The sequence below is a fragment of the Aquabacterium sp. CECT 9606 genome (assembly GCF_918741295.1).
Taxonomy (GTDB): Bacteria; Pseudomonadota; Gammaproteobacteria; order Burkholderiales; family Burkholderiaceae_C; genus Aquabacterium.
Genome location: NZ_CAKKNB010000002.1, coordinates 490,078 through 514,175, shown reverse-complemented (window position 1 = coordinate 514,175; position 24,098 = coordinate 490,078). Strand labels below are relative to the sequence as shown.

General features: G+C 64.8%; 24 protein-coding genes. 5 read left to right on the top strand and 19 right to left on the bottom strand.

Annotated elements, in window-relative coordinates:
- The 3 genes from LQ232_RS10060 to LQ232_RS10050 are packed head-to-tail and all read left to right on the top strand — an operon-like array spanning nt 1 to nt 3,856.
- Nucleotides 1-1,968, top strand: coding sequence for an ATP-binding protein (locus LQ232_RS10060; protein WP_230180185.1), 1,968 nt, complete (start codon nt 1-3; stop codon nt 1,966-1,968).
- Nucleotides 1,965-2,990 carry an ABC transporter substrate-binding protein gene (locus LQ232_RS10055; protein WP_230180184.1) on the top strand — a complete coding sequence of 342 codons (1,026 nt, stop codon included), beginning with the start codon at nt 1,965-1,967 and terminating at the stop codon, nt 2,988-2,990. The genes LQ232_RS10060 and LQ232_RS10055 overlap by 4 nt, the downstream gene beginning before the upstream one ends.
- Nucleotides 2,987-3,856 (top strand): proline/glycine betaine ABC transporter permease, encoded by an 870-nt coding sequence (locus tag LQ232_RS10050; protein WP_230180183.1) that lies wholly within the window; start codon nt 2,987-2,989, stop codon nt 3,854-3,856. Before LQ232_RS10055 ends, LQ232_RS10050 begins: the two co-directional genes overlap by 4 nt.
- Here LQ232_RS10050 and ligD read toward each other — a convergent pair.
- Genes ligD through LQ232_RS10035 form a run of 3 tightly spaced genes read right to left on the bottom strand, consistent with a single transcriptional unit; the run spans nt 3,801 to nt 7,858 of the window.
- Nucleotides 3,801-6,365, bottom strand: coding sequence for a DNA ligase D (gene ligD / locus LQ232_RS10045; RefSeq protein WP_230180182.1), 2,565 nt, complete (start codon nt 6,363-6,365; stop codon nt 3,801-3,803). The genes LQ232_RS10050 and ligD overlap by 56 nt on opposite strands.
- Nucleotides 6,362-6,934: a YqcI/YcgG family protein gene (locus LQ232_RS10040; protein WP_230180181.1), complete on the bottom strand. Its 573-nt coding sequence runs from the start codon at nt 6,932-6,934 to the stop codon at nt 6,362-6,364. The genes ligD and LQ232_RS10040 overlap by 4 nt, the downstream gene beginning before the upstream one ends.
- Nucleotides 6,935-6,952: 18 nt before the next feature.
- A complete protein-coding gene (locus LQ232_RS10035; protein WP_230180180.1) occupies nt 6,953-7,858 on the bottom strand; it encodes a Ku protein in 906 nt (301 codons plus the stop codon).
- A 119-nt stretch (nt 7,859-7,977) separates the two neighbouring features.
- Here LQ232_RS10035 and LQ232_RS10030 point away from each other — a divergent pair, with 119 nt between their 5' ends.
- The gene (locus tag LQ232_RS10030) at nt 7,978-8,382 is read left to right on the top strand and encodes a phage holin family protein (protein ID WP_230180179.1); all 405 of its coding nucleotides are present in this window, start codon (nt 7,978-7,980) and stop codon (nt 8,380-8,382) included.
- Nucleotides 8,383-8,394: 12 nt separating this feature from the next.
- On the opposite strand, the gene LQ232_RS10025 is transcribed toward LQ232_RS10030, so the two are convergent.
- The 15 genes from LQ232_RS10025 to LQ232_RS09955 form a co-directional block, all read right to left on the bottom strand.
- On the bottom strand, nt 8,395-9,231 hold the full coding sequence (locus tag LQ232_RS10025) for an SHOCT domain-containing protein (RefSeq protein WP_230180178.1): 837 nt from the start codon (nt 9,229-9,231) through the stop codon (nt 8,395-8,397).
- 60 nt (nt 9,232-9,291) lie between these two features.
- Entirely contained in the window at nt 9,292-9,942 is a 651-nt protein-coding gene (locus LQ232_RS10020; protein WP_230180177.1) for a DUF599 domain-containing protein, read from the bottom strand.
- A 9-nt stretch (nt 9,943-9,951) separates the two neighbouring features.
- Nucleotides 9,952-10,968, bottom strand: a complete 1,017-nt coding sequence (locus LQ232_RS10015; RefSeq protein WP_230180176.1) for a YeiH family protein — start codon at nt 10,966-10,968, stop codon at nt 9,952-9,954.
- Entirely contained in the window at nt 10,965-11,270 is a 306-nt protein-coding gene (locus LQ232_RS10010; RefSeq protein ID WP_230180175.1) for a DUF971 domain-containing protein, read from the bottom strand. Before LQ232_RS10010 ends, LQ232_RS10015 begins: the two co-directional genes overlap by 4 nt.
- A gap of 18 nt (nt 11,271-11,288) precedes the next feature.
- Entirely contained in the window at nt 11,289-12,164 is an 876-nt protein-coding gene (locus tag LQ232_RS10005; RefSeq protein ID WP_230180174.1) for an ABC transporter ATP-binding protein, read from the bottom strand.
- A 12-nt stretch (nt 12,165-12,176) separates the two neighbouring features.
- Entirely contained in the window at nt 12,177-13,082 is a 906-nt protein-coding gene (locus LQ232_RS10000; RefSeq protein ID WP_230180173.1) for an ABC transporter permease, read from the bottom strand.
- Nucleotides 13,083-13,104: 22 nt separating this feature from the next.
- Complete coding sequence (locus tag LQ232_RS09995; protein ID WP_230180172.1) at nt 13,105-14,535, bottom strand: ABC transporter substrate-binding protein; 1,431 nt, start codon at nt 14,533-14,535, stop codon at nt 13,105-13,107.
- Nucleotides 14,536-14,619: 84 nt separating this feature from the next.
- A complete protein-coding gene (locus LQ232_RS09990; protein WP_230180171.1) occupies nt 14,620-15,693 on the bottom strand; it encodes an NAD(P)/FAD-dependent oxidoreductase in 1,074 nt (357 codons plus the stop codon).
- Nucleotides 15,694-15,696: 3 nt separating this feature from the next.
- Nucleotides 15,697-16,026 (bottom strand): ferredoxin FdxA, encoded by a 330-nt coding sequence (gene fdxA, locus LQ232_RS09985; RefSeq protein WP_230180170.1) that lies wholly within the window; start codon nt 16,024-16,026, stop codon nt 15,697-15,699.
- A gap of 19 nt (nt 16,027-16,045) precedes the next feature.
- Nucleotides 16,046-16,999, bottom strand: a complete 954-nt coding sequence (locus LQ232_RS09980; RefSeq protein WP_230180169.1) for a HEAT repeat domain-containing protein — start codon at nt 16,997-16,999, stop codon at nt 16,046-16,048.
- Between the two features lie 10 nt (nt 17,000-17,009).
- Complete coding sequence (locus LQ232_RS09975; protein ID WP_230180168.1) at nt 17,010-17,243, bottom strand: ferredoxin family protein; 234 nt, start codon at nt 17,241-17,243, stop codon at nt 17,010-17,012.
- A gap of 37 nt (nt 17,244-17,280) precedes the next feature.
- Nucleotides 17,281-19,008, bottom strand: a complete 1,728-nt coding sequence (locus tag LQ232_RS09970) for a fumarate reductase/succinate dehydrogenase flavoprotein subunit (RefSeq protein ID WP_230180167.1) — start codon at nt 19,006-19,008, stop codon at nt 17,281-17,283.
- A 16-nt stretch (nt 19,009-19,024) separates the two neighbouring features.
- Entirely contained in the window at nt 19,025-19,795 is a 771-nt protein-coding gene (locus LQ232_RS09965) for a GntR family transcriptional regulator (protein WP_230180166.1), read from the bottom strand.
- Between the two features lie 252 nt (nt 19,796-20,047).
- On the bottom strand, nt 20,048-20,704 hold the full coding sequence (locus LQ232_RS09960; RefSeq protein ID WP_230180165.1) for a hypothetical protein: 657 nt from the start codon (nt 20,702-20,704) through the stop codon (nt 20,048-20,050).
- Nucleotides 20,705-20,874: 170 nt separating this feature from the next.
- Nucleotides 20,875-22,668 (bottom strand): lipase family protein, encoded by a 1,794-nt coding sequence (locus LQ232_RS09955; protein WP_230180164.1) that lies wholly within the window; start codon nt 22,666-22,668, stop codon nt 20,875-20,877.
- Between the two features lie 288 nt (nt 22,669-22,956).
- Between LQ232_RS09955 and LQ232_RS09950 the strand changes: the two genes are divergently transcribed.
- Nucleotides 22,957-23,640 carry a TetR/AcrR family transcriptional regulator gene (locus LQ232_RS09950; RefSeq protein WP_230180163.1) on the top strand — a complete coding sequence of 228 codons (684 nt, stop codon included), beginning with the start codon at nt 22,957-22,959 and terminating at the stop codon, nt 23,638-23,640.
- Nucleotides 23,641-23,652: 12 nt separating this feature from the next.
- Here the strand turns inward: LQ232_RS09950 and LQ232_RS09945 are convergent, their stop codons facing one another.
- Complete coding sequence (locus LQ232_RS09945) at nt 23,653-24,075, bottom strand: universal stress protein (protein WP_230180162.1); 423 nt, start codon at nt 24,073-24,075, stop codon at nt 23,653-23,655.
- Nucleotides 24,076-24,098 lie beyond the last annotated feature (23 nt).

Sequence of the window (24,098 nt, the reverse complement as noted above, 5' to 3'; positions counted from 1 at the left end):
ATGCCCGCCAGCCCGTCGCCGATGCTGCCCAGCGCAGAGACGCTCTTCGAGCAAGCCGCTTCGGGCCTGTTGCTGACGAACCCCGATGGCACGATCTTGCGCGCCAACGCCACCTTCTGCCGGTGGATTGGCCAGGACGCCGACGACCTGGTGGGCCAGCGCCGGGTGCAGGAACTGTTCACCATGGGCGGGCGCGTTTTCTACCAGACGCACTGGTTGCCCTTGCTCCAAATCCAGGGCTCGGTGGCCGAAGTCAAGCTGGACATGGTGCACCGCGATGGCAGCCACGTCCCGATGCTGCTCAACGCCATCCGCCGGCAACACGGCGACACCACCTACCATGAGCTGGCTGTCATCGTGGTCCGCGACCGCCACAAGTACGAGGACGAACTGGTCCAGGCTCGCAAGAACGCCGAGGCCGCACTGGCCGCTCAACACGAGGCCCAAAGGGCCTTGCAGGAAACGGCCGATGTGTTGGGCCTGGCCATGCGTGGCGGCCAGATGGGCGCCTGGTCACGCAACCTGAGCACCAACCAGGTCTGGTGGAGCAGCCAGCTCGAAGTCCTCATGGGCCTGCCCACCGACGGTTTCGCCAGCACAGAAGCCGACTTCTTCGACTTCGTGCACGAAGACGATCTGCTGAAAGTTCGCCAGGTGGTCGACCAGGCCATCAGGCTGGGCACAGACTACAGCGTCGAGTTCCGTTTTCGCCATGCTGGCGGACAGTGGCGCTGGATGGAAGGCCGAGGGCGCGCAGCTTACGATGCCCAGGGCAAACCGACCACCCTGTACGGCCTGGGCATTGACATCACCGAGCGCAAGCATTCGGAAGACCAGTGGCAGGAGATCAGCGAGCGGCTGGCACAAGCCGACCGCCGCAAGGACGAGTTCCTGGCCACCCTGGCCCACGAGTTGCGCAACCCCTTGGCGCCCATGCGCAATGTGGTCGAGTTGCTCAAACGCCAGGCCCTGAACGCCAACCAATTGCGCTGGACACGCGAAGTGCTGGAGCGCCAGTTGCAGCACATGACCCACCTGGTGGACGACTTGCTCGAGGTCTCGCGCATCACCCAGGGCAAGCTGGAGCTGCGCCGACAACCCGTGGAACTGGTCCAAGCGGTGAACAGCGCGCTCGAAGCCGCCACGCCCCTGGTGCAAGCAGCCGGCCATGAGTTGACCGTGGACCTGCCCGAGCAACCCATCCTGCTGGACGCCGACCCCACGCGGCTCACGCAGATCATCCTGAACCTGCTCAACAATGCCACCAAGTACACCCCGCCCGGTGGCCGCATCTGGCTGGGCATCCAACAAGCGGATGAGCGCGCGACCGTGACCGTGCGCGATTCGGGGCTGGGCATCCCCCGCGAGCAGCTGACCAACATCTTCGAAATGTTTTCGCAACTGACACCGGCCTTGGACCGCTCACAGGGTGGCCTGGGCATTGGCCTGGCCTTGGTGCGCGGCCTCGTCGAGCTGCACGGCGGCACAGTGGCAGCGCACAGCGACGGGCCCGGCATGGGCAGTGAATTCATCGTCACACTGCCCTTGGCTCAGGGCACCAGCACCCTGCCCATGAAGGCGGACAAGCCGGACGACGATGCCAGCCGCGCCAAGCGCATCCTGGTGGTGGATGACAACGAGGATGCCGCAGAAAGCCTGGAGATGCTCCTCGGCCTGCAAGGGCACGAGGTGCGCAGCGCGGGCGACGGCATGGCGGCCTTGCGCCTGGCCGGCGAGTTCCTGCCCGAGCTGACCTTGCTGGACATCGGCCTGCCCAAGCTCAACGGCTACGAGGTGGCCAAACTGATCCGACAACAACCTTGGGGCGCGAACATGCTGCTCGTGGCCGTGACCGGCTGGGGCCAGGCCCAGGACAAGCAGGCCGCGGATGCCGCCGGCTTTGACAGGCACCTGACCAAGCCCGTGAACCCCGAGGATCTGAGGTCCATCTTGAGTGGCATGGCATGAACGCGCGGCGCTGGACCCAGGTCATCGCCTGCGCGCTGGCAGGCTGCCTGAACACGGCACACGCCCAGCCCGCGCCGCCTTGCGAGGTGGCCAAACCTGTGGTGTTCGCGGGCCTGGATTGGGCGTCGAACGCCTTCCACACCGCGGTGGCCCAACGCATCATCCGCGATGGCTACGGCTGTCAGGTCGACACCGTGCCCGGCAGCACCGTGGCCTTGATCAATGGCGTGGCCCGGGGCGAGCTGCACGTGGTGATGGAGGTCTGGAAGGCCAACACCCCGCCCAGCTGGACCACCGCGCTGGCGTCCGGCAAGGTGCTGGAAGCCGGCGTGAATTTCGCCGACGCCACGCAGGGCTGGTACGTGCCACGCTACCTGGTTGAAGGCCCGGCGGCCCTCGCGCCCGGCCTCAAGTCGGTGACCGACCTGCCGCGTTTCAAGGCCCTGTTCAAAGACCCGGAAGACCCGGGCAAAGGCCGCTTCTACAACTGCCCCGCTGGCTGGCAGTGCGAGCTGTTCAACACCAAGAAGCTCGCGGCCTACGGGCTGGATGCCAGCTACAGCAACTTCCGGCCGGGCACCGGGGCCGCGCTGGACGCGGCCATCACCGCCAGCCTCAAACGCAAACGCCCCATCCTGTTTTATTACTGGGGGCCCTCGTGGCTGCTGGGCCAGTGGGGCAAGGAGCTGGTGATGCTCCGCGAGCCCGCCTTTGAAGCGGCCACCTGGCAAGCCTTTGAACAGGCCACCGATCCCCGCGTGGTCAAGGCGGCCACGGCTTACCCGGCGGTGCAGGTGGTGGTGGGCGTCAGCAAGACCTTTGCCGACCGGGCGCCCAATCTGTACGCGTTTCTAAAGCGGTATCACACGTCCGCCCCGCTGGTCTCGCAAGCCTTGGCCGGCATGCAGGCCAGCCAAGGCACGGCCGACGAAGCCGCCCGGCAATTCCTGCGGACCCATGAAGAAGTCTGGGGCTCTTGGGTTACGCCAGTGGTGGCAGCCCGCGTCAAGGCTGGCTTGTGAACCAAGCCTTCACCCTGCCCGCCTTTCCGGATTGGGGCACGCCTTTGCGCGACGGCGCCAACGCCTTCATCGACCAGTTGGTGACCCGGCATGGCGAGCAGTTCGAAGCCGTGTCGCAAGCCTTGCTGAACGTGCTGGTGCCATTGGAACAGGCCTTGCGCGGCGCCCCGGCCTGGTCCGTGATGCTGGCCCTGGCCGCGCTGGCCTGGTGGCTGAGCCGGCGCTGGACCTTCGCGTTGGCCGTGAGTACGGGCTTGTGGTTCATCGGAGCGCTGGGCCAATGGGACCAAGCCATGCAGTCGATCGCCTTGGTTCTGGTTGCGGTGCTGCTGGCCCTGGTGCTGGGCCTGCCCCTGGGTGTGCTGTGCGCCAGGTCGCGGTGGCTGCGCCGCCTCACCACGCCGCTGCTGGACCTGATGCAGACCATCCCCAGCTTTGTCTACCTGATCCCGGCCGCGATGCTGTTCGGCCTGGGTAAAGTACCCGCCATCCTGGCCACGGTGGTCTATGCCGCGCCACCCCTGGTGCGCCTGACCGACCTGGGGTTGCGCCAGGTGCCGGTTGACGCGGTGGAAGCCGGCCGCGTGCTGGGCGCCACGCGCTGGCAGATCTTGCGCCGCATCCAGTTGCCCATGGCCTGGCCTTCCATCCTGCAAGGCCTCAACCAGACGGCAATGATGTCGCTGGCGATGGTGGTTGTGGCCTCCATGATTGGCGCGCGGGGCGTGGGCGAAACGGTGCTGATCGGCCTGCAGCGCAACGATCCCGGCACAGGCCTGGTGGGTGGCCTGGTCATCGTGGTACTGGCCATCATCCTGGACCGGTGCCTGCAAGCGGGCGGGCAGCGCCGTCGGCCTGGGGCCTGAAGCCCAGCGCCTTCATCGCCGCGCTCAGCGTTTGCTTGTGTGTCCAGTAATCGGCCCACGGGTCGTCCTTCTGGAAAGACAGGCGATCACGCGCCGTGGCGACCGTCCAGTGGGCACCGCTTTTCAGCGTGGGCAACTCGTCCCAGGCCACGGGCATCGAGACACCCAAGCCGGGCCGGGCCCGGGCTGAGAAGGCCACCGCCGTGGTTGCGCCATGGCCATTGCGCAGGTAGTCCACGAACAGCTTGCCCACCCGGTTGGCCGGCCCGCTCTTGGCCACGAAGCGCGAGGGGATGGTGGTGGCCAGGTGCTGCACGATCACTTTGGAAAAGGCTTTCACCGTGTCAGCCGTCAAGCGCGGCGTCAAAGGCACCACCACGTGCAGGCCCTTGCCCCCACTGGTCTTGAGCCAAGAGGCCAGGCCCAATTCATTGAGGAAAGAATGCACCAGCGTGGCCGCTTCCTGGACATGCGCCCAGGGCGTGCCCTCGCCAGGGTCCAGGTCGAACACCATGCGGTCGGGCTTGTCGATGTTGCGGCTGCGCGAGTTCCAGGTGTGGAACTCGATCACGTTCATCTGCGCGGCGCTCAGCAAGGCGGCCACGCTGGCCACTTCCATCAAGGCCTCGTGGCCAGGCCACAGCGCGGGGTCAAGCTCGCGCACGCCCGCGATGCCAATGGTGCCGCCGTGCTTCTGAAAGAAGAGCTGGCCACCCACGCCCTCGGGCCCGCGCACCAGCGAGCAGGGCCGCCCTTTGAGGTGCGGCAGGATCCAGTCGGCCACCGACTCGTAGTAACGCACCAGCTCCAGCTTGGTGGTGCCTGAGGCTTGATCGATGACGCGCTCGCCATGGCTGATCTTGAGCTTGCCCAGGGCAGAAGGGGGTGCGGTCGAAGAAGAAGGCATGGCGGCTGAATCCTCCACAGTTTTGGGCACCTCGCGCACGATGGCCTTCGCGGGCTTGTCGCTTCGCAAGGCTACGTACGAGGCATGCCTGATCTGGCCATCGGCGGTCCACTCGGCGAACTCGACCTCGGCCACCAAGCTGGGCTGGACCCAGCGCTCACTGCCCAACACCCGCCGAGACCAGCGACCCGGTTTGCTCACGCCCGCCTTGAACGGCGGCTGGGGGCTGTGCAGCTTGGCCAGCGCCACCTTCAGCGCTTGCGCCTCTTGCGCGCTCCAGCCAGTGCCCACGCTGCCCACCGACACCAACTCCCCCTGGTCATCGTGCACACCCAGCAGCAGGCTGCCGATCTGCGCGCGGCCATCGCTGCGGTCGGTGTAGCCACACACCACGAACTCCTGACGCTGCTTGCATTTGAGCTTGAGCCAGGTCTCGGACCGGGCAGAGGTGTAAGGCGCGTCTGCCCGTTTGGCGATCACACCCTCCATCTTCAAGCGGCAGGCCGATTGCAGGATCGAGGCCGGGTCTGCTTCGAAGTCGGCGCTGAACCGGATCGGCTCCTGGCCATGGCTGTCGATCAGGTCCTTGAGTTGCCGCCGCCGTTCTGACAGGGGCAAGGGGCGCAAGTCCTGGCCATTCAAGAAGGGCACATCGAACAGAAAGTAGATGATCTTGTCAGCATGCGTGTGGTGGGTGAAGGCACTTTGCAAGGCGTTGAAATTGGGAGCGCCGTCTTCGCCAAGCACCACGATTTCACCATCGAGCCAACCCGATTTGAGGCCCAGGCGCTCGATGCCTTTGACCAGGCGGGGCATCTTGTCGGACCAGTCATGCCCGCCCCGGGTGATGAGGCGGGCCTTGCCGCGCTCAATGCGCGTGAGCAGACGGTAACCATCAAACTTGAGCTCGAACAACCACTGGCCCGTGGCCGGCACACCCGTGGCCAAGGTGGCCAGTTGCGGGGCCAGCATGGCCGGCAACTCAGCCTTGCGCGCTTTTGGCCGGGCCGATGGCGCGGCGGGTGACACGGCCGGTAGCGCGGCCGCGATGGGCTTGCCCACCACGCTGTCAGGCAGTGCGGTCACCACGTCGTAATCGGCCCGTGGCCTGGCAAACTCGTCGCGCTTTTTGAAGAGCAGCCAGGCTTCCTGTCGCTCACCCGGCTTGGCAATCTTCACCAGCTCCCACAGCCCCGCCAGCTTCTGCCCATGCAAGGCGAACACCAGCTTGCCTTGTGCCAGGCCCTTGTGCGGATCACCCACCGGCTCCCAGCGCCCCTTGTCCCACACGATCACGGTGCCCGCGCCATATTGCTTGGGCGGGATGGTCCCTTCGAAATCGCCATACGACAGCGGGTGGTCTTCCACATGGATGGCCATGCGCTTGTCGCTCGGGTCAAAGCTGGGGCCCTTGGGCACGGCCCAGGACACCAGCACGCCGTCCAGCTCCAGCCGGAAGTCGTAGTGCAGGCGCGATGCCGCGTGCTTTTGAATGACGAAGGACCAGCCCTGCTGCACCTTGGTCGCACGCCGCCCACGGGGCTCGGCGGTGATGGCGAAGTCCCGCTTCTCCCAATAGCGTGCCAGGGGCTCGGTCCTCATCGCCGCGGATCCCACACCGGGTAGAACACCAGCGACGGCCGCGGCATGGCGCCCACGCCCTGGTGCCGACCCACGACCACATAGACACGGCCGCCAAATGAGAACTGCACCCGGGATGCATCGACACTGGCCGGGTCAACCGCGTCGAAGTACTGGGCGTCCACGCCATGCATGGCCTGCAACTGGCGCCACAGCAGGTGCTCAAAGAGCAACTCGCTGCCAATGGGGTGGCCCTTGAACAAGGCGGCAAAGCAGGCGCCATGTTCATCGTCCGATTGGGCCAGCTCGTGGGCAAATTCGTACAGGTCGTGGCACACCGCCAAGGCTGATTCGGGCGCGCCCAGCTCGGGGTACAAGCCCATGCGCACCAGCGATCGCCCAGCCACCCGCCGCAGCGGCAGCTCACTGCTCAAGCGCGAGGCCTGGGGATGCAGGTGCAGCGGATTCCAGGGCCGCTGCGCCGATCGATCCGGCACGCGTCCCAGCGCTTGCTGTCGTCCCAGCCGCGCATGCCGGTCAAAGTCCTGGACCGCGGCCAGGAAGTCTTGGGTGGGCAGGGCATGGATCATGGTCGGTCCTGGCGCGCGTCAAGCGTGCTTGCGGGCGGGCGCACGGGCCGCGGCCTTCTTGACGGCAGTTTTCCTGGCTGCGGCTTTCTTGGCCGGTGGATTGGTGGCCGTGGCCTTGCTGTCTGATGCCCCACCCTTGTTCAGGCTGCGTTTGAGCAACTCGGTCAGGTCGATCACATTGCTGCTGGTACCGGTGTCCGCCGATTCCAGCGCCTTGACCTCGCTCAACTCCCCGGCCTGCGCCTTGGTTTCGATCAGGGCCATCACGGCATCGCGAAACTTGTCGCTGTACAGGCCCGGGTCAAAGTTGGCCGACATGTCGTCCACCAATTGTGCGGCCATGCTCAACTCGCGCTCGCTCAGCCCGGCCGCCTTGGCGCCTTCAGCGGGCAGTTTGAGCTCGTCCCACGGGCGGATCTCGGACGGCCACCGTAAGGTGTTCAGCATCAGTGCCGGCCCCACCGGGATCAAGGCCGCCAAGTGCTCCTTGGTCTGGATGACCACGCGGGCAATGCCGATGCGCTTGGAGGCCAGCAGCGTTTCGCGCAGCAGGGCATACACCTTTTCACCTTTGGCGATCGGGGCCAGGTAGTAGGGGCGCTCCAGGTGCACGAACGGGATGTCCTGCGCCCTGACGAACGCCTCGATCTCGATGGTCTGCGTCGTCTTGGGGTAGGCGCGCTTGATCTCGTCATCGCTGAGAACCACGTAGCGGTCATCCTCGACCTTCACGCCCTTGACGATGTTTTCCTTGGTGATCTCCTTGCCCGTGCGCTTGTTGATGCGCTTGTAGCCCACCGGGTCCATCGACCGGCTGTCCAGCCAGTCAAAATCGATGGCATCCTCGCGCGAGGCAGGGTGCAGCGCGACCGGGATGTGGACCAGCCCGAATGAAATGGCGCCTTTCCAGAGACTGTGCGGCATGGCAGGCAAGGCGAAGCCTTGACGGAAGTGGTGGTTCCTGCTGCCAGCAGTTGGCGTGCCCGTGGTGCCTTGATGTCGGTGCCTTGATAATGGGGCTTCACCCATTCCAGTGCCACCCCATGCTTCACAACCTGACGCCGTTCCTGATCCACTGGGGCATCACCGCCCTGTCGCTGTGGGCGGCCAGCCACCTCTTCAAGGGCCTGCGGTTTGACAACACCTCGTCGCTGCTCATATCGGCGCTGTTGCTGGGCTTCGCGAACGCGATCGTCAAGCCGCTGCTGATCTTGCTCACCCTGCCCCTGACCTTGCTCACCTTCGGCCTGTTCCTGCTGGTGATCAACGCCTTGATGATCATGCTGGTGGCCTCGCTGGTCAAAGGCTTCAAGGTCTCCAGCTTCTGGACCGCCTTTTTCGCCAGCATCTTCATTGCCCTGCTGAGCGTGTTCATCGGCTCGTTCATCACCGACGGCAGCCCGGACAACGCCATCCAGATGCCCCAGGGCGCCGGCACCTGGCTTTGAGGACGGCAAAGCCTAGAGGCGGCCCAGAAGCTCCGACTTCTTGGCCGCGAACTCTTCGGCGCTGATGATGCCCTTGGCCTGCAAGGCCGCCAGCTTTTCGATCGTGCCGAAAATATCGGATGGGTCGGCAAGGTTGGGCGTTGGTGGCGCCTCAAAGCGCTGCGGGGCGGTCCGTGGCCCGCCTTCGCCCGACACCACGGGCAGTGAGGCCACGTCGATCAGGCCGTGTTGGCTGGTGAAGCTGATCGAGCCGCTGCCCGATTGCTGCTGAGAGAAGCCCCCGATCTGGTGGTCCAGCGTGTCGTAGACCGTGACGCGCCCGCCTACATCAATCGCCAGGCGCCGGGCCTGCGCGAAGTAGGCATAGCGCACGCCATTCTGGGCACCGGTGCTGTTGGGCCAGCGCAGATCGGCCGGCCACCAGTCGCTGGACGTGCCGGGCACGAACAGGCTGGCCGACTCCTGGTAAGCACCGCCGCCTTGCGACTGCGTGCTGTACCCCTGTTGATGGTGTTGCTGCTGCCCGTGCGCGCCCTGCCCACCCTGGCTTTGCGACTGGAAGCTGCCAGTCCGGATCAGATCGGGTTGGCTGGCGATCAGGTTGGACAGCTCGAAGCACAGCCCGTCAACCCGGCCCTTGAGCTGGTTGTTGAACATGTCGGACACCATGGTCATGCCACCGCGCATCCGCTGGCCATAACCACCAAACTCAGGGTGGTTGAACTGGGCCAGGCCGCCATTGCCATTGATGACCGAGTCGAGCATGCTCAACACCGCGTCGGGGCTGAAGCCGGTGCGGTAAGCGATGTCGTTGATGGCCTGCTGGCCGCTGTGGGAGAGTTCGCGCATGGGCACACCTGCTTGCATTGATCGGGAAAGAGCAGCAATTCGCATGCCGATCACCGCAGGTTAACCCAGCGGCGCCAAACCCACGGGCGCCCGGTCAAAGGCCCTCAAGACCAGGGTGAGCACGATGGCGGCCACCGGCATGGCCAGCGGGTTGACCAACCCGGCCACGATGGGCGCGAGGAACAGGAACAAGCGCAGGCCCCAGCTGTACAGCACACCCGCACGGCGCACGTAATCCACGGCCATGGGCGTGCGGCGCAGGCGTTCTTCCGAGCCCACCGGCAGCGACATGATGAAACTGCCATGGCTGAAATAGCGCATGGCGGTGGCCGAGCACACATAAGAAGCGAACAAAGTCGCCAACAGCAGCAACTCCAGCGCCAGGCGGGTCGACATTTGCCGCATGCCGAACAAGGCCATGTCCTGGGCCACGGTGGTGGAGGTCACCGTCAGCGTGCCCATCAAGGCCAGCGCCGCGGTTGAGGCCGTGATGGTGGCCGACATCAGCGAATTACGGAGCGCCTGCACGGCGACGATTTCAGAGCCCGCCTGCCGGGACAGGGCCTCCACCCACTCCACGCGCAGCAGGGCATGGGCCGAGCGGGCCGTGGCGTGCGGTTGGCGACGGGAAAGCACCGACAGGTGCAATTCATAGCTCGCCAGGATGGCCAGAGACAGGAGGAGCGAAAGCCAGGGGATGGTGCTGTTCATGCCCCAGGTTTACCACATCAAATGAACACCAATGAGTGCTTGCGCGCCAATGAACAGCGTGTCCAGCAGAAGCAGCGCGGGAAGTTTCCAACCGGCCTCGAACAATTGCTTCAAGGAGGTCCGCAAACCCATCGAAGCCATGGCCACCAGGATGAAAAACTGCGATGCCGTGATCAGACCTGTCTTCACGGCAGGGGACAGCCAGCCCCCAGAGTTCAGCACCACCAAGGCTGCAAAGCCGGCCAGAAACCAGGGCCGGGGCGCCGAGACCGCCGAAAGATGCCCGGCCGGATTGCGGAAAAACCACCCAATCAGCAGCACAGCCGGCACCAGCAAGGCCACGCGCATCATCTTGGTGACCGAGGCCACATCGCCTTCTTCCGGTCCCATGTGGTAGCCCGCGCCCACCACCTGGGCGACATCGTGAACCGAGGCCCCCAGGAAGACACCCGCCTGGACGCCTTCCAGGTGCATCGCGTGCAGCATGGCCGGGTACAGCACCATCGCGCTGGTCGACAGGCAGGTCACGGTCACCACCACCAACAAAACCAGCGCGGGCTTGACGCGCCTGGGGGTCAATGCATCGGCCACGGCCAACGCCGCGGATGCACCGCAAATGGCCACCGCGGCCCCGGCCACCACCGAATCGGCCAAGGGCGTGCGGAACCAGCGGCCGATCACCACGCTGACCAAGATCGTCGAGACCACACACAGCGTCAGCAGGGCCAGGGTGTGCCAGCCCAGTTCGGCGCATTGGGCCCAGGTGATGCGGGCCCCCAGCAGGGCCACGCCGATGCGCAACCCGCGTGATCCGCAATGCAGGCAAGCCTGCTGGATGTGCGGTTGCTCGTGCAGGAAGTTGAGCACCATGCCCAGCAGCAAGGCGTACAGCAAGGCCGGTCCGCCCTGGTGGTCGGTGAGAAACCGCGCCGCGATCGCAATCGTGACGGGCAGCAAGGCACCTCGCGCCGTGGCACCCCAGCGCAACCACCAGGATGGCGGACGAGCCAGGGCCAGGCCGGTCATGGCGCCGTGGGCAGTTCGGCGGCCTGGGCCTCGGCCAAGGTCAGCAGATAGGGGTAGGGGTAGATGCCCCGCGCGTGGCCATCCGAGAATTTCAGGTGGATGGCCGCACCCATGGACTCCCAGCCCACAATGTGCGTGCCTTCGGCCACCAGCGGCGGCTCGCCCTTGCGACGCCCCGATTCGCAGAAGGCGCATTTGCAGGAAGCCCGCAGCACCGAGTCCGGCAGGTCGATGCACCGGCCATCCTCCAGGCGCAAGGTGAGCACCTCGCGCTGCTGGTCGATCAGGAGTTCTTCAATCATGGTCTGATCCCGTCTTCTTCAATGCATGAGGCCTTCGACCCCGGTGGGGCCGATCTCGGTGCTCAGGCCCTGCAAGGCACCATCCTTCAAGTCCCCGCCCATGGCGCTCAGGCTTTCTTCGCGGATCAACTGCTTGATCTGCTGCACGATGCGCAGGAACTCCGGCGAGCTGGTCATGGCGGGCGTGCGCGGGCGGGGCAGTGGCACGCGGATCTCGGCCTTGATGCGCCCGGGTCGCGCGGTCATCACGTAGATGCGGTCCGACAGGAACACGGCCTCGTCGATGTCATGCGTGATGAACAGCACGGAGATGCGCAGGCGTTGCCACATGTTGGTCAGGATCTCCTGCATGACCACGCGCGTTTGTGCATCCAGTGCACCAAAGGGCTCGTCCATCAACAGCACCTGTGGCGACGTGGCCAGAGCCCGCACGATGCCCACCCGCTGCTTCATGCCGCCCGAGAGCTGGTCGGGGTAATGGTTCTCGAAGGCCAGCAGGCCGGCCATCGACAGCAAAGTGCGCGCCGTGGACACGCGCGAGGTCCGGTCCACCCCCTTCATCTTCAAGCCAAACTCGACGTTCTTGCGCACCGTCATCCATGGGAACAGCGAGTACTGCTGGAACACCACGCCCCGGTCGGCGCCCGGCCCCTTGACCGCGCGATGGTCCACTTGCGCGCTGCCCGACGAGGCCTGCAAGAAGCCCGCGACCACATTGAGCAGCGTGGACTTGCCGCAGCCCGACGGCCCGATGATGGAAACGAACTCGCCGGGCTGCACCTGCATGGACACGTCGTCCACGGCCTGCACCAGGCGGCCCTGCGCTTCGAAGCTCACCTCCAGGTGATCGACCTGGATCAGGCCCTTGACGTCACTGTGCGGATGTCGGTCCATGGTGTTTCTCCTTCAATCGTGGTTGGCGGCACCGTAGGCCATCCAGGGCATCACCGAGCGCCCCACCAGGCGGATCAGGCCGGAACACAAGAGCCCCAGCACACCGATGACGATCATGCCGAGTGCGATCTCGGAATAGCGCACCAGCGAGTAGGCTTCCCAGGTGAAGTAGCCGATGCCGAACTGGCCCGAGATCATCTCGGCCGCGATCAGCGACACCCAGGCCACGCCCATGCCCAGGGCCAGGCCGGTGAACACGTGCGGCAAGGCGCCCGGCAGGATGACCTCGAGGAACATGGCCCGCTGCGTCACGCCCAGGCTTTGCGCGGCGCGGACCAGCACCTTGTCGACCGCCTGCACGCCCTGCATGGTGTTGAGCAAGATGGGAAAGAAGGCCCCCAAGAATGTGATGAACACGATGCTCACCTCGTTGCTGGGCCACAGCATGATGGACATGGGCACCCAGGCGATGGCCGGGATGGGACGCAGCACCTCCAGCGCGGGAAAGACCAGTTCACGGGCCGCCCGAAAGCGCCCCAGCAGCAGGCCCAGCCCCACGCCCACCACCGAAGCGATCACAAAGCCCAGGAAGATGCGTTGCAGGCTCAGGTAGATGTGTTTTTGAAAGCGCGCATTGCCGAACAGCGTCTGCGCGTCCTCCCACACCGCCGCGGGCGCGGGGATGTTGTTGAAGCGGATGTAGAAGTCGAGGCGGTATTTCACCGCCAAGTGCCAGGCCAGCAGCAGCGCGCCCAACGACACCGTCGCGCTCAGCGCGGTGCGCAGCATGCGCCAGGGCAGGCGCCGCGCTGGCCGTTGGGCGGTGGACACTGGTGCAGGCGGCACGATGACCAAGGTGGGGGCCTCGGAGGCGGGGCCTTTGGCCGAGGGGGCCATCACAGGTTCGGCGATGCGCATGGCGGACTCCTGTTTCAGTGGTTCACTTGATGAGCGCGAGCACCTGCTCGTAAGCCAGCACCTTGCCCTTGAGCTTGGCAGCCATCTGCTCGGCATCCTTCTTGAGCAGGAAGGGCTCGATCACCAGGGCCTTCGGGTCCTGGTCGTTGACCGCGAAGAAGGCCTTGTCGGCGAAGAGCTTGATGTTCAGGTTCTGGTCAAACAAGTAAGACGCGCCCACGGCCTTGCCCTGCCCCATGAACTGCTTGATGGCACCCAGGGTGCAAGCCGCGCTGCTGTAAGCCATCAGGTCGCCCGACTTGAGCCAGACCTCGCCCGCCTCGATCGACTTGGCAATGGGCTTCTTGCAGAAGGCGTCCTGACCCGCGATCTCGCTGCCCGCGAAGCTGGCCTTCTGCGCTTCATAGTCCTCGCCGCGCTCCTTGAAGGCCGCGCGCACATAGCTGTCATCCACCCAGGCGTTGACGTCGAATTGCTTGACACGGCCCAGGCGCTGCAGCACGCCGGTGTCGTACTTGATGGTCTCGACCCACTTGGGTTTGATGCTTGGGTCCAGCGTGTGGATGCCGGCCGGGCCCAGGAACATGTAGACCACTTCCTTGTCGATCTTGGTCCATTCGGCGATCTTCTCGGCGGCCAGCTTCGGGTTCTTGCGCACCCAGTCGTTGGCCTCCATCACGGCCTTGAGGTAGCCCACGACGAACTCCGGGTACTGCTTGGCAAAGTCCTCGCGCACCACCACGCCGTGGAAGGTCGGCAGCTTGGTCTCGACCCCGTCGAAGATCTTGCGGGCAAAGCCCTTGTGCGGCAGCAATTCCATGAAGGGCACGAAGTCGGCGTGCGCGTCCAGCTTCTTTTCCTGCAGGTTGGTGGTGCCCACCTCGGGGCTTTGCGAGGACAGGTCCCAGAAGTCGTCCTTCCAGCCCCGGTCTTCCATGGCTTTGAGCAGCATGCCGTGCGCGGCCGAGCCGAAGGGTGCGGAGATGCGCTTGCCCTTCAGGTCGGACAGCTGGTAGTAGGGCGAGTCCTTGTGCACCACCACGCCATTGCCCGCTCCAAACTGGTTGTAGGCCAGGATGGCGATGAGCTTGCTCTTGGTGTCATTGCCCGCCTGGAAGGTGGCCCCGTTCACCAGCAAGGGGTAGTCGCCCATCATGCCGATCTGCAGCTTGCCGGCCATCATGCCGTTGGTCACCGGCGGGCCCGAGGTGAAGTTCTGCCAATCGATGATGAACTTGATATTGGCGTACTTGCCGGTCTTGGGCAGGTTCTTTTCCAGCAGGCCCAGCTTGTCCAGCACGATGCCGCCGGTCACGGTGTTGGTGGTGGTGTTCTGGGTGCCGATGCCCACGACCACTTCTTGCGGGGCGGCATGGGCCACGGCGGCCATCATCCCCCAGGCCGCGCCCAGAGCCCAGATGAACAAGCGTTGATTCGATGAACTGCGGATCATGAAATACTCCTGATGCAATGCGTTGAAACTGGTCTTGGCTTGTCATGACATCTGCATGACGCGTGCCATGGCTGCGGGCTCGTTTCAGTCGAACACGGGGGTCTCCACGCCCAGCACCTGGTGCAACTTGGGGCTGGTGGTGGTGTACTGAAGGTGGATGCGCTTGTCAGGGAAGATCAGCGGCGCCGCGGCGAACGCGGCGAGCGCGGCTTCGTGGAAGCCACTGAGGATCAGCTTCTTCTTGCCGGGGTAGGTGTTGATGTCGCCCACCGCGAAGATGCCCGGCACATTGGTGGCAAAACGCTCGGTGTCGACCTCGATCTGCTTGCGGTCCAGGGCAATGCCCCAGTTGGCGATGGGCCCCAGCTTGGGGCTCAGGCCAAAGAAGGCCAGCACCGCGTCGCAGGGCATGACCCGGGTCACGCCATCGCTGCCGGTCACCTTGACCGCGCTCAATCGGCCATCGGTTTCCTGAAAGCCCGTGACCTGGCCCACCTCGAACTGCATCTCCATCGCGGCACAGTGCTCACGCATCTTCGCCACGCTGGCCGGCGCGGCGCGGAATGCATCGCGGCGGTGCACCAGCACCACGCTCTCGGCTTGCTGCGGGCCGGGCTGCACAAAATTGAGCGCCCAATCCAGGGCCGAGTCGCCGCCACCCAAGATCACCAGGTTTTTGCCAGCGAAGTCGGTCGGCTTCTTCACGCGGTAGAACACCTGCGTGCCCTCGAAGCGGTCCAGTCCATCGACACGCAAGGTGCGTGGCTGAAAAGAGCCCACGCCACCAGCGATGAAGATCGTCCGCGCCAGGAACTGCGTGCCCTTCGAGGTGGCCACCAGGTGGCGGCCATCGGCCTGCGGGATCACCTCGACCACCTCCTGCCCCAGGTGGAAGGTGGCACCAAAGGGCTCGATCTGTTGCAGCAGCTTGTCCGTCAACTCTTGCCCGGTGCACACGGGCACGGCGGGGATGTCGTAGATGGGCTTGTCGGGATACAGCTCCATGCACTGCCCGCCCGGGTGAGCCAGTGAGTCGATGATGTGCGCCTTGATTTCCAACAGGCCCAGCTCGAACACCTGGAACAGGCCGACGGGGCCGGCGCCAATGATGAGCGCGTCGGTCTCGATGGGTTGCTCGATGGGGGTGCGTGCATTCATGGCTCAGGCCTCCGCGATGAGTTGGTCATGCTTGCCCTGCACATCGCGCCAGTCGTCGGCATCGGGCAGTGGCGATTTGCTGGACGTGATCACGGGCCAGGTCCTGGACAACTGCTCGTTCAGCGCCAGGTAGATCTGCTGGTCGGCCGGCAGATCACCTTCATCGACGATGGCGTTGGCTGGGCACTCGGGCACGCACACGCCGCAGTCGATGCATTCGGTGGGATTGATGACGAGGAAGTTCGGGCCTTCGTGAAAGCAATCAACGGGGCAGACTTCCACGCAATCGGTGTACTTGCATTTGATGCAGGCTTCGGTGACGACAAAGGTCATGACACGCTCCTTGAGGTGGTCAGGCGGCCAGCCGCGACAGCGCCAGGCGCGCCAGCTTGCGCACATCGGGGTCGGGGTCGTTGGCGGCGTTCTCCAACGCGGGCCTGGCCTCGGGATCGCCCACCTCGCCCAATGCCACGGCGGCCTCCTTGCGCAGGTTGCTGACCTCGTGGTTCAAGGCTTCGATCAAGGTCGGCAAGGCCGTGCGTGCTTTCAACTTGCCCAGGGCGCGGGCACAGGCCACGCGCACCTGCCAGTAGGTGTCGGCCATGCTCTGCATCAAAGCAGGCACACACCCTGACAGTTGCAGCTTGCCCGCCGTGTTGGCCGCTTCCTGGCGCACTTGCCAGGACTCGTCGGTCAGCGCACGCACCAGGGCCGGGCTGGCGTCGGCGCCGCTGGCAAAGCCCAGGCCGCCCACCGCCACACGGCGCACTTCCGCGTCTGGATCAGACATGGCCGCCTGCGTCAGCTTGTGCAGCGCACCGGGGTTCTTCAGGTAGGCCAGCACCCCCAGGGCTTCGCGCCGCACGGCCGCGTCGCTGGATTCGGTGGCGATCATGGCCGGCTCAAAGGCCGCTTCCACCCGCAAGGCGCGCAAGGCCTTCAAGGCATTGGCCTGCACCTGGGGCTCGGGGTCGCTCACCATGCCCAGCAGCAGGCCGCCCCATTGGGGCTCCTTCAGCTCGGTCAGGGTTTGCGCCACGGCCTGGCGGACTTCCGGGCTGTCGTCCTTGAGCATCGGCACCAGCACCGAGACCACGTCTTCCTGCTCGATGCCCTCCAGGGCCAGGGCCGCGTCGGCCCGAACACCCGGGTGCGCATCGCCGAGCGCGGTGGTCAGCAAGGGGATGTAGTCGTCCTCCTCGCTGTAGGGCAGTTCGCGGATGGCCACGCGGCGCACTTCGGGATCGGCGTCGACCAGTTGCTGCCTGATCAAACTGGGCTGCGCGAATGGATGAGAAGCAGTCATGGCAAGCCTTTCAACGCAGCAGGTAAGGGATGCTGACCTCGACCGCGCCGGTGGGACAGTCGGTCTCGCAGGGCATGCAGTACCAGCACTCGTCGTACTTCATGTAGGCCTTGCCCTTGACCATGTCGATGGCCAGCACGTCGAGCGGGCACACATCCACGCACACGGTGCAGCCTTTCTGGGCAATGCATTTCTCTTCATTGATGACCACCGGAACGCTGGTGGGCGCGAGGGCTTGGGGCATGGTGTTCTCCTGAGGGATGACAGGTGAATGAGAAGGCTCAGGCGGCTTCGGCCTGCTTGACGACGCGCAGGCGGTCGTAGGCCTGCTTCTCGTCGTCGTCCAGCTTGAACAGGTAGGGCTCGACCGGGCGCTTGAGGCTTTCCATGCCGTTGGCGCCCTTGCGCAAGTGGCAGTGGGCGAACCATTCGGCATCGTTGCGCTCGGGGTGGTCGGCGCGGAAGTGGTACAGGCCCCAGCGGCTTTCCTCGCGGAACAGCGAGGCGCGCGCGGCCATTTCGGCACAGTCGATGATGTGGTGCACCTCCATGCAGCGCATCAGCTCATGCGGATTGCGGGCATGCATTAAGGGCAGGTCGGCGCGCACCTGGGCCAGGCGGTCCAGGCCGATTTCCATCTTGCGGGTCACCTTGGGGGGCTGCAGGTAGTCGTTGACCAGGCGGCGGATCTTGTATTCGACCTGGTTGGCAGGCAGCCCATCATCGCGCTTGAAAGGCGCTTCGATGCGGGCCTTCTCGCGCTCGATCTGGCCTTCGTCGATGCCCACCGCGCCCTTGGTGGCCACGTAGTCCGCCGAGTTCTCGCCGCAGAACCAGCCATAGGTGAAGGCGCCGAGCATGTAGTTGTGCGGCACGGCGGCCATGTCACCGGCCGAGTACAGGCCAGGCACCGTGGTTTCGCCGCGTTCGTTGATGTACACGCCCGAGGCGCTGTGGCCGCTGCAGAAGCCGATCTCGGAGATGTGCATCTCCACCATCTTGTGGCGGTAGTCGGTGCCGCGCCCTTCGTGGAAGCGGCCGCGGCTGGGTCGCTCGTTGGTGTGCAGGATGGTCTCGATGGTCTGGATGGTCTCCTCAGCGAGGTGGTCCATCTTCAGGAAGACCGGGCCATTGCCGCTTTGCAGCTCGTTGTAGAACTCCATCATCATCTGGCCCGACCAGTAGTCGCACTCGATGAAGCGTTCGCCCTTGTTGTTGGCCGTGTAGCCGCCGAAGGGGCCGGTCACGTAGGCGCATGAGGGGCCGTTGTAGTCCTTGATCAACGGGTTGATCTGGAAGCATTCCAGGTTGGCCAGCTCGGCCCCCGCGTGGTAGGCCATGGCGTAGCCATCGCCCGCGTTGGTGGGGTTCTCGTAGGTGCCGAACAGGTAGCCCGAGGTGGGCAAGCCCAGCCTGCCGGCCGCGCCACAGCACAGGATCACGGCCTTGGCCTTGATGACCACGAAGTCGCCGGTGCGGCAATCAAAGCCCAGCATGCCCGCGGCCTCGCCGTGCTCGTCCAGCAAGATGCGCGTGGCGATCACACGGTTGGTGACCTCGACGCGGTGGCGCTTGAGCTGGCGGTACAGCACCTTCTTCATGTGGTGCCCTTCGGGCATCGGCAACACATAGGTGCCGATGTGGTGCACCTTGCGCATGGCGTAGTCGCCGGTCTCGTCCTTCTCGAACTTCACGCCCCAACGGTCCAGCTCTTCGATGGTCTTGTAGCTGTTGGCGGCATAGGCGTAGACGGCGGCCTGGTTGACGATGCCGTCATTGGCGATGGTGATCTCCTTGACGTACTGCTCGGGCGTGGCGTGGCCGGGCACCACGGCGTTGTTCAGGCCGTCCATGCCCATCGAGATCGCGCCACTGCGCTTGACGTTGGCCTTCTCCAGCAACATCACCTTCAGTTGCGGGTTGCGCTCCTTGGCTTTGACAGCGGCCATCGGGCCGGCCGTGCCGCCACCGATCACCAGGACATCGACTTCGTATTGCACCGTGTTCATGGTTGGGCTCCGTGAATCAAGATTGGGGTTGAGACTGGCGATCGATCCGCAGGCGGTACTGGAAGGCATCGCCGCGGTAGTAGAGGAATTCGTAGTCGACGGGGCGGCCGTCCTGCGTGAAGGTCAGGCGCTCCATCTTCAAGACGGGCGAGCCTTCTTCCACCTTCAGCAGCTCGGCCAGGCCTTCGTCGGCCAGGATGGCTTCGATGCGCAGCTCGGCCTGGCCCAGCGGCAAGGCCATCTGGTTCTCCAGGATCGAGAAGATGTCGCGCTGGGCCAGGTCGGCACGCTTGAGCTGCTCGCCGATGCTCTTTTCAAAGTAGCTGACGTCCAGCGAGATGGGTTCGCGGTTCAGCAAGCGCACGCGGCGGATCTCGGTCACCGCGCTGCCCGTGGCCAGGCCCAGGCGCTCGGCCACTTGCCGCGTGGCCTTCTGCGTGCGCACACTGATCAGGCGGTTGTAGGTTTCGTGGCCGTGGCGGCCCATGGCCTCGCCAAAGCCTTCAAGCTGGCCCAGCTCTTGAAACGCCTTGGGCTTGGACACGAAGGTGCCTTTGCCATGGATCTTGAAGATGAGGCTCTCGCTTTGCAGATCGCCCAGGGCCTGGCGCACCGTGATGCGACTGACGTTGAAGGCCTCGATCAACTCGCTCTCGGAGGGCAGTTGCTGGTGCGGCTGGTAGGTGCCGTCCAGGATGCGGCGCCGCAGCTCTTCCTTGATCTGCGCGTACATCGGTTGGGGCGACAAGCGCAGGACCGGTGCGATTTTTTGGGGCTTGGGCGTCATCTTGGGGCGGGCCGTGTCGGGTTTTGGGGCAAGACGGTCAGATCACACTTGTTCTGACTCGTCATGACAAGTTCATTGCAAACCCTGTGCCAGAAAGAAACGCGCAAGCGCAATCAAGCCCGCGTGGACGCCAAGCGGGCTTGATTAATTAACTGCCTGAAAACTCTGAATGGGGTTGGCCACCTTGCACGGGCCTGCAGCAAGCCGAACGTGCATCACCTGGATCCCAAGAGGGACCCAGTGGCCGGCGGCTCAGCTGGCGGCCGAGGCCACCAGGCGGCGGGCTTCCACCTCAGCCCGCTTCTTGCGTTCCTGCTCGTTGCTCACGGCATCTTTCAACAAGGAGGCCTGCAGCTTTTGCGCTTCAGGCTTGTCCAGGTCGGCATTGGCCACGCGTTGGGGCAGGTCGTCCAGCAACTGCTCGGCCAGCACCCGGCGCTTGGCCATGTCGTTGGAATGCTCCATCGATTGCCACAGCTCCAGCTGCTTCATGAAGCGCAGCTTGTTGACCAAGCGCGTGAGTTCCACGTCTGGCGTGGGGTTTTGCTGCGCGACGCCTTTCAGCATCGACCATTCCATCTCGGAGACGAACTCGGGACGCTCGGTGATCGGGCCCGTGATGGGCTTCATGCCCGGCGTGCGGGCCACGACCTCGGCCGCCGCCGTTTGTTGTGCCACCAGGCCCGCCTCGGTGGTGGGCATGGCCGCCGTTTGCGGCGCCAGGGCGCCAGTTTTGACCAGGGTCACGGCATCGGCGGGCGCCGGCGCGGTGGCCGCCACAGGTTCGCTCATGGCGGCGTCGTCACGGTGAGACCACCACCACAGCACGGCCACCATCGCCGCGCCAATCAGGGCCAGCAAGGCGAACCACTGTTTGCCCGCACTGCGTGCCACTTGAACTTGTGCCATTTTCGAATCCTTAGCTTGTTGCGCCAAATCGTTGGCGCAGAACAGTGTGCACACGCTCGGCCCACTGCACAGTCCGATGAAACCCGAACGAGAAAAAACCCGCACTCAAGGTAAGAGGCCGGCCGCCTGTCTTGCAGGGGCCGGCCTCGATTCAGTTCACACCCGGAAGATCAATACTTCTTGGGAGCGGGCGGTGCCACGGTGAACGAGTAGGTCTGGCCAGGGCCGGACATCACGGCCGACAGGATCGCCGACACGCCGCAGCCCTTCAATTGCGGGAAGGTCGTCGTGCCCGTGAAGGTCAGGTTGCCATTGCCCAGCGACGACACGGGGCCGTCGAAGTTGATGGGGAACTCGACCGGCGTCACCGTCTTGCACTCGCCGATCGGCAGGCCCGACAGCGAAGTGACCGAGATGTTGGCCTTGGCCATGCCATGCACATGCAACTGACCCGCGTTGTCCAGCGTGACCGTGCCCGTGGCGTCGCCCACCGGGGTGATCTTCAGGCCGACCTGCGAGCCAATGCCCAGGATCTTGATCGACTGGCTGAAATTAGGCACTGACAGGCTGCCCGTCAGGCGCTGGGCGGTGATGTCGGTCTCGGCCGAGAAGGTCGAGGTGGTCGGCAGGTACACGGTTTGCGCCAGCGTCTTCAGGCCCACGGTGGCCGTCAAAGGCCAGCTCTTGAGCGAGACGACGAAGTTGCCCTTGTTCGGGTTGGCCGTCGACTTGGGTTCGGCGTTGAACGTCAGGCAGGTGCCCAGCGTGGACTTGCCGGCGAAGCGGTCGCCCAACCAGGTCAGCACGGTCGGTGCAGCCTGGAACTGGGTCACGATGTGCTCGCTGGGGTACACGTCGAAAGTCACATTGCTGAACTTGCTGCAATATTTCTTCTTCAGGTCCACGTGCTGCTCGATCGGGATGAACTCGTCGGCCTGGCCGTGGTACTGGTACAGGGGCACGGGGATCTTGGTGGCACCCAGGTTCTGCGCCTTCAGCGTGGCGTTGATGGCCGGCACGGTCAGCAGTTGGTCCAGGCTCTGGTTGCCCACCGTGTATTCGGACAGGCTGTGGTTCATCAGGTCGAACAGCGACTCGAACACGCACTGGTTCTTGCCACGGGCGACAGCGGCCTGGCCGTTGGCATTGGCCAGCGTGTCCAGGGGGATGGCCGTGGGGTATTGCTCGGCCAGGCCAATCACGCCGCCGAACAGGAAGGAGGCGCCGTTCGAGCCATCCAGGTACTTGGCGGTGGTGATGAAGTCAGCAGGCGTTCCGCCGGCCGCGACGGCCACCAGGTTCAGGCTGGGCGCGTAAGTGGCCTTGCGTTCAGCGGCCCACGAGGCGCTCTGGCCGCCCTGCGAGTAGCCCCAGATGGCGGTCTTGGCGGTGGCGCTCAGGCCCACTGAAGGGACTTGGCTGGCGGCGCGGACGATGTCCAGCACGGCATTGCCTTGCGAGGCGCCGGCCAGGTAAGTGGGCGTGCTGCCCGTGGTGTAACCGGCGTAGTCGGTGACCAACACGGCATAACCGGCCTTCAGGGCAGCGGCGATGTTGGCGGTTTCATAGTCGGTGCCACCGGCCAGCTGCAGCGAAGGCGCGCAAGGCTGGGCCAGACCATGGGTGCCCACGGCGTAAGCGATGATCGGACGCTCGCCCGTGCCGGCCCATGTCGTGGTGGGGACGATCACGGTGCCCGTGACCACATTGGCCGCGCCCACCGAGTCGGTGGACTGGTACATCACGTTCCAGGCCTTGGTGGCCGGGGCATTGGCGCCCAGGTTGACCGTGGCCGTGCGGTAGGAAATCAAGTCGCCATGCACACCCGTGGTGCTGGCGGGCGCCGTGTAGAAGGCGATGCCCGAAGGGCCGACAACGGGGGCTGCGCAGGCCGAGGTCACGGCGAACGCCAGGGCGGCCAAAGGCAAGGCCAGGGCAGGCTTGCGCAAGAATTTTTGGGTCATGGCTCTCTCTCCAATTTGAATTGCCGAGTCAACCATCGAACGGTTGACGGCGATCGGTAATCGCGTGAGCCGAGTCTGACAAATTGATCACGCAGTTTTGCAGAGGGTTTTCCTGCGGATTCCTGGGCGTCCCCCATGACTGCGGGACCCCGGAGCCGCCACGGGGTTTTGGACGACAAGCCGCCACGCGGTGGGCCTGTCATCCTCGTGTAAGCTTGGTGAACAACACTCTTTGCCCTCACCGCAATGTCTTTGCAGCCCTCATCGCCAGACTTGCTGAAACCGCGCATGTACTCCGGCGTGCCCCAGGAAGAGCGGGCGAGGCTGCGCCGTGAGCGGCTGATCGAGGCAGGCATCGATGTGTTCGGGCGGCTGGGTTTCGCGCAAGCGACCATGCGCGACCTGTGCGCCCATGCCCGCTTGAGCGAGCGCTACTTTTACGAGTCGTTCCGCAACACGCAAGATGTGTTCGACACGGTGTGCAAGCAGCTCATCCAGGGACTGATGGACACCATCCGCAATGCCATCACCCAGGCGCCCCTGAACGAGCGCGCCATGCTGGAAGCGGGCCTGCGCGCATTTCTGCAGTTCATGAAAGACGACCCGCGCAGGGTTCAGATCGTGCTCATCGACTGCGTCTGGATGGAAAACCTGAAGATGCGCGATGGCCGATCGGAGCTGCTGACCTACCAGCACGTCATCCAGACACTGACGCAGGGCTTCTACCCCCAGTTGAGCGCCGACATCGACGTGAAGCTGGCCGCCAGCGGGCTGGTGGGCACCGCCATCCACACGGCCATCGCGTGGTCACACGAGGGCTTCAAGGCCGACCTGGAGTCGGTGCTCAAGCACAACCTCTCGGCCTGGGCTGGCCTGCGGCACTGGATGAAGTTGTCCACGACGGGCAAGAATGCCACGCCCAACCAGGCCGAACTGGTGGCACACGTTCGCAACGTGTTCAAGACGGACTGATCAGCGGCGGGCTCAACGCACCAGCAGCACGGGCACCTTGCTGCGCGCCAGCACCCCGGTGGCCACCGACCCCAGCACCACGTTGCCAAATGCCGAACGCCCATGGGTGCCCATCACGATCAGGTCCATCGGGTGCTCTTCGGCGAACTGGGCGACCACATCGGCGGCATGGCCCCGGCGGCTGACCATCTGCACGTTCCAGCCCTTCTGGTCGATGAAGGCCTTGATGGGGCGCAGCACTTCCTGGGCGCAATCTTCGTAATAGGTGTCGGCCATGGCTCGGTCCAGAAAGCCGGTCACGCCAGCGGGCAGCAGGGGCACCACCGTCAGCACGGTGAACTCGTGCTTGGACCCCAGCAACTCATCGTGCGCGGCGATGTAGCCCAGCATGCGCTTGGTGTAGTCGCTTCCATCGACAGGCATCAGGATCTTCATTGCAGTGCTCCAAGGCGTTGAGG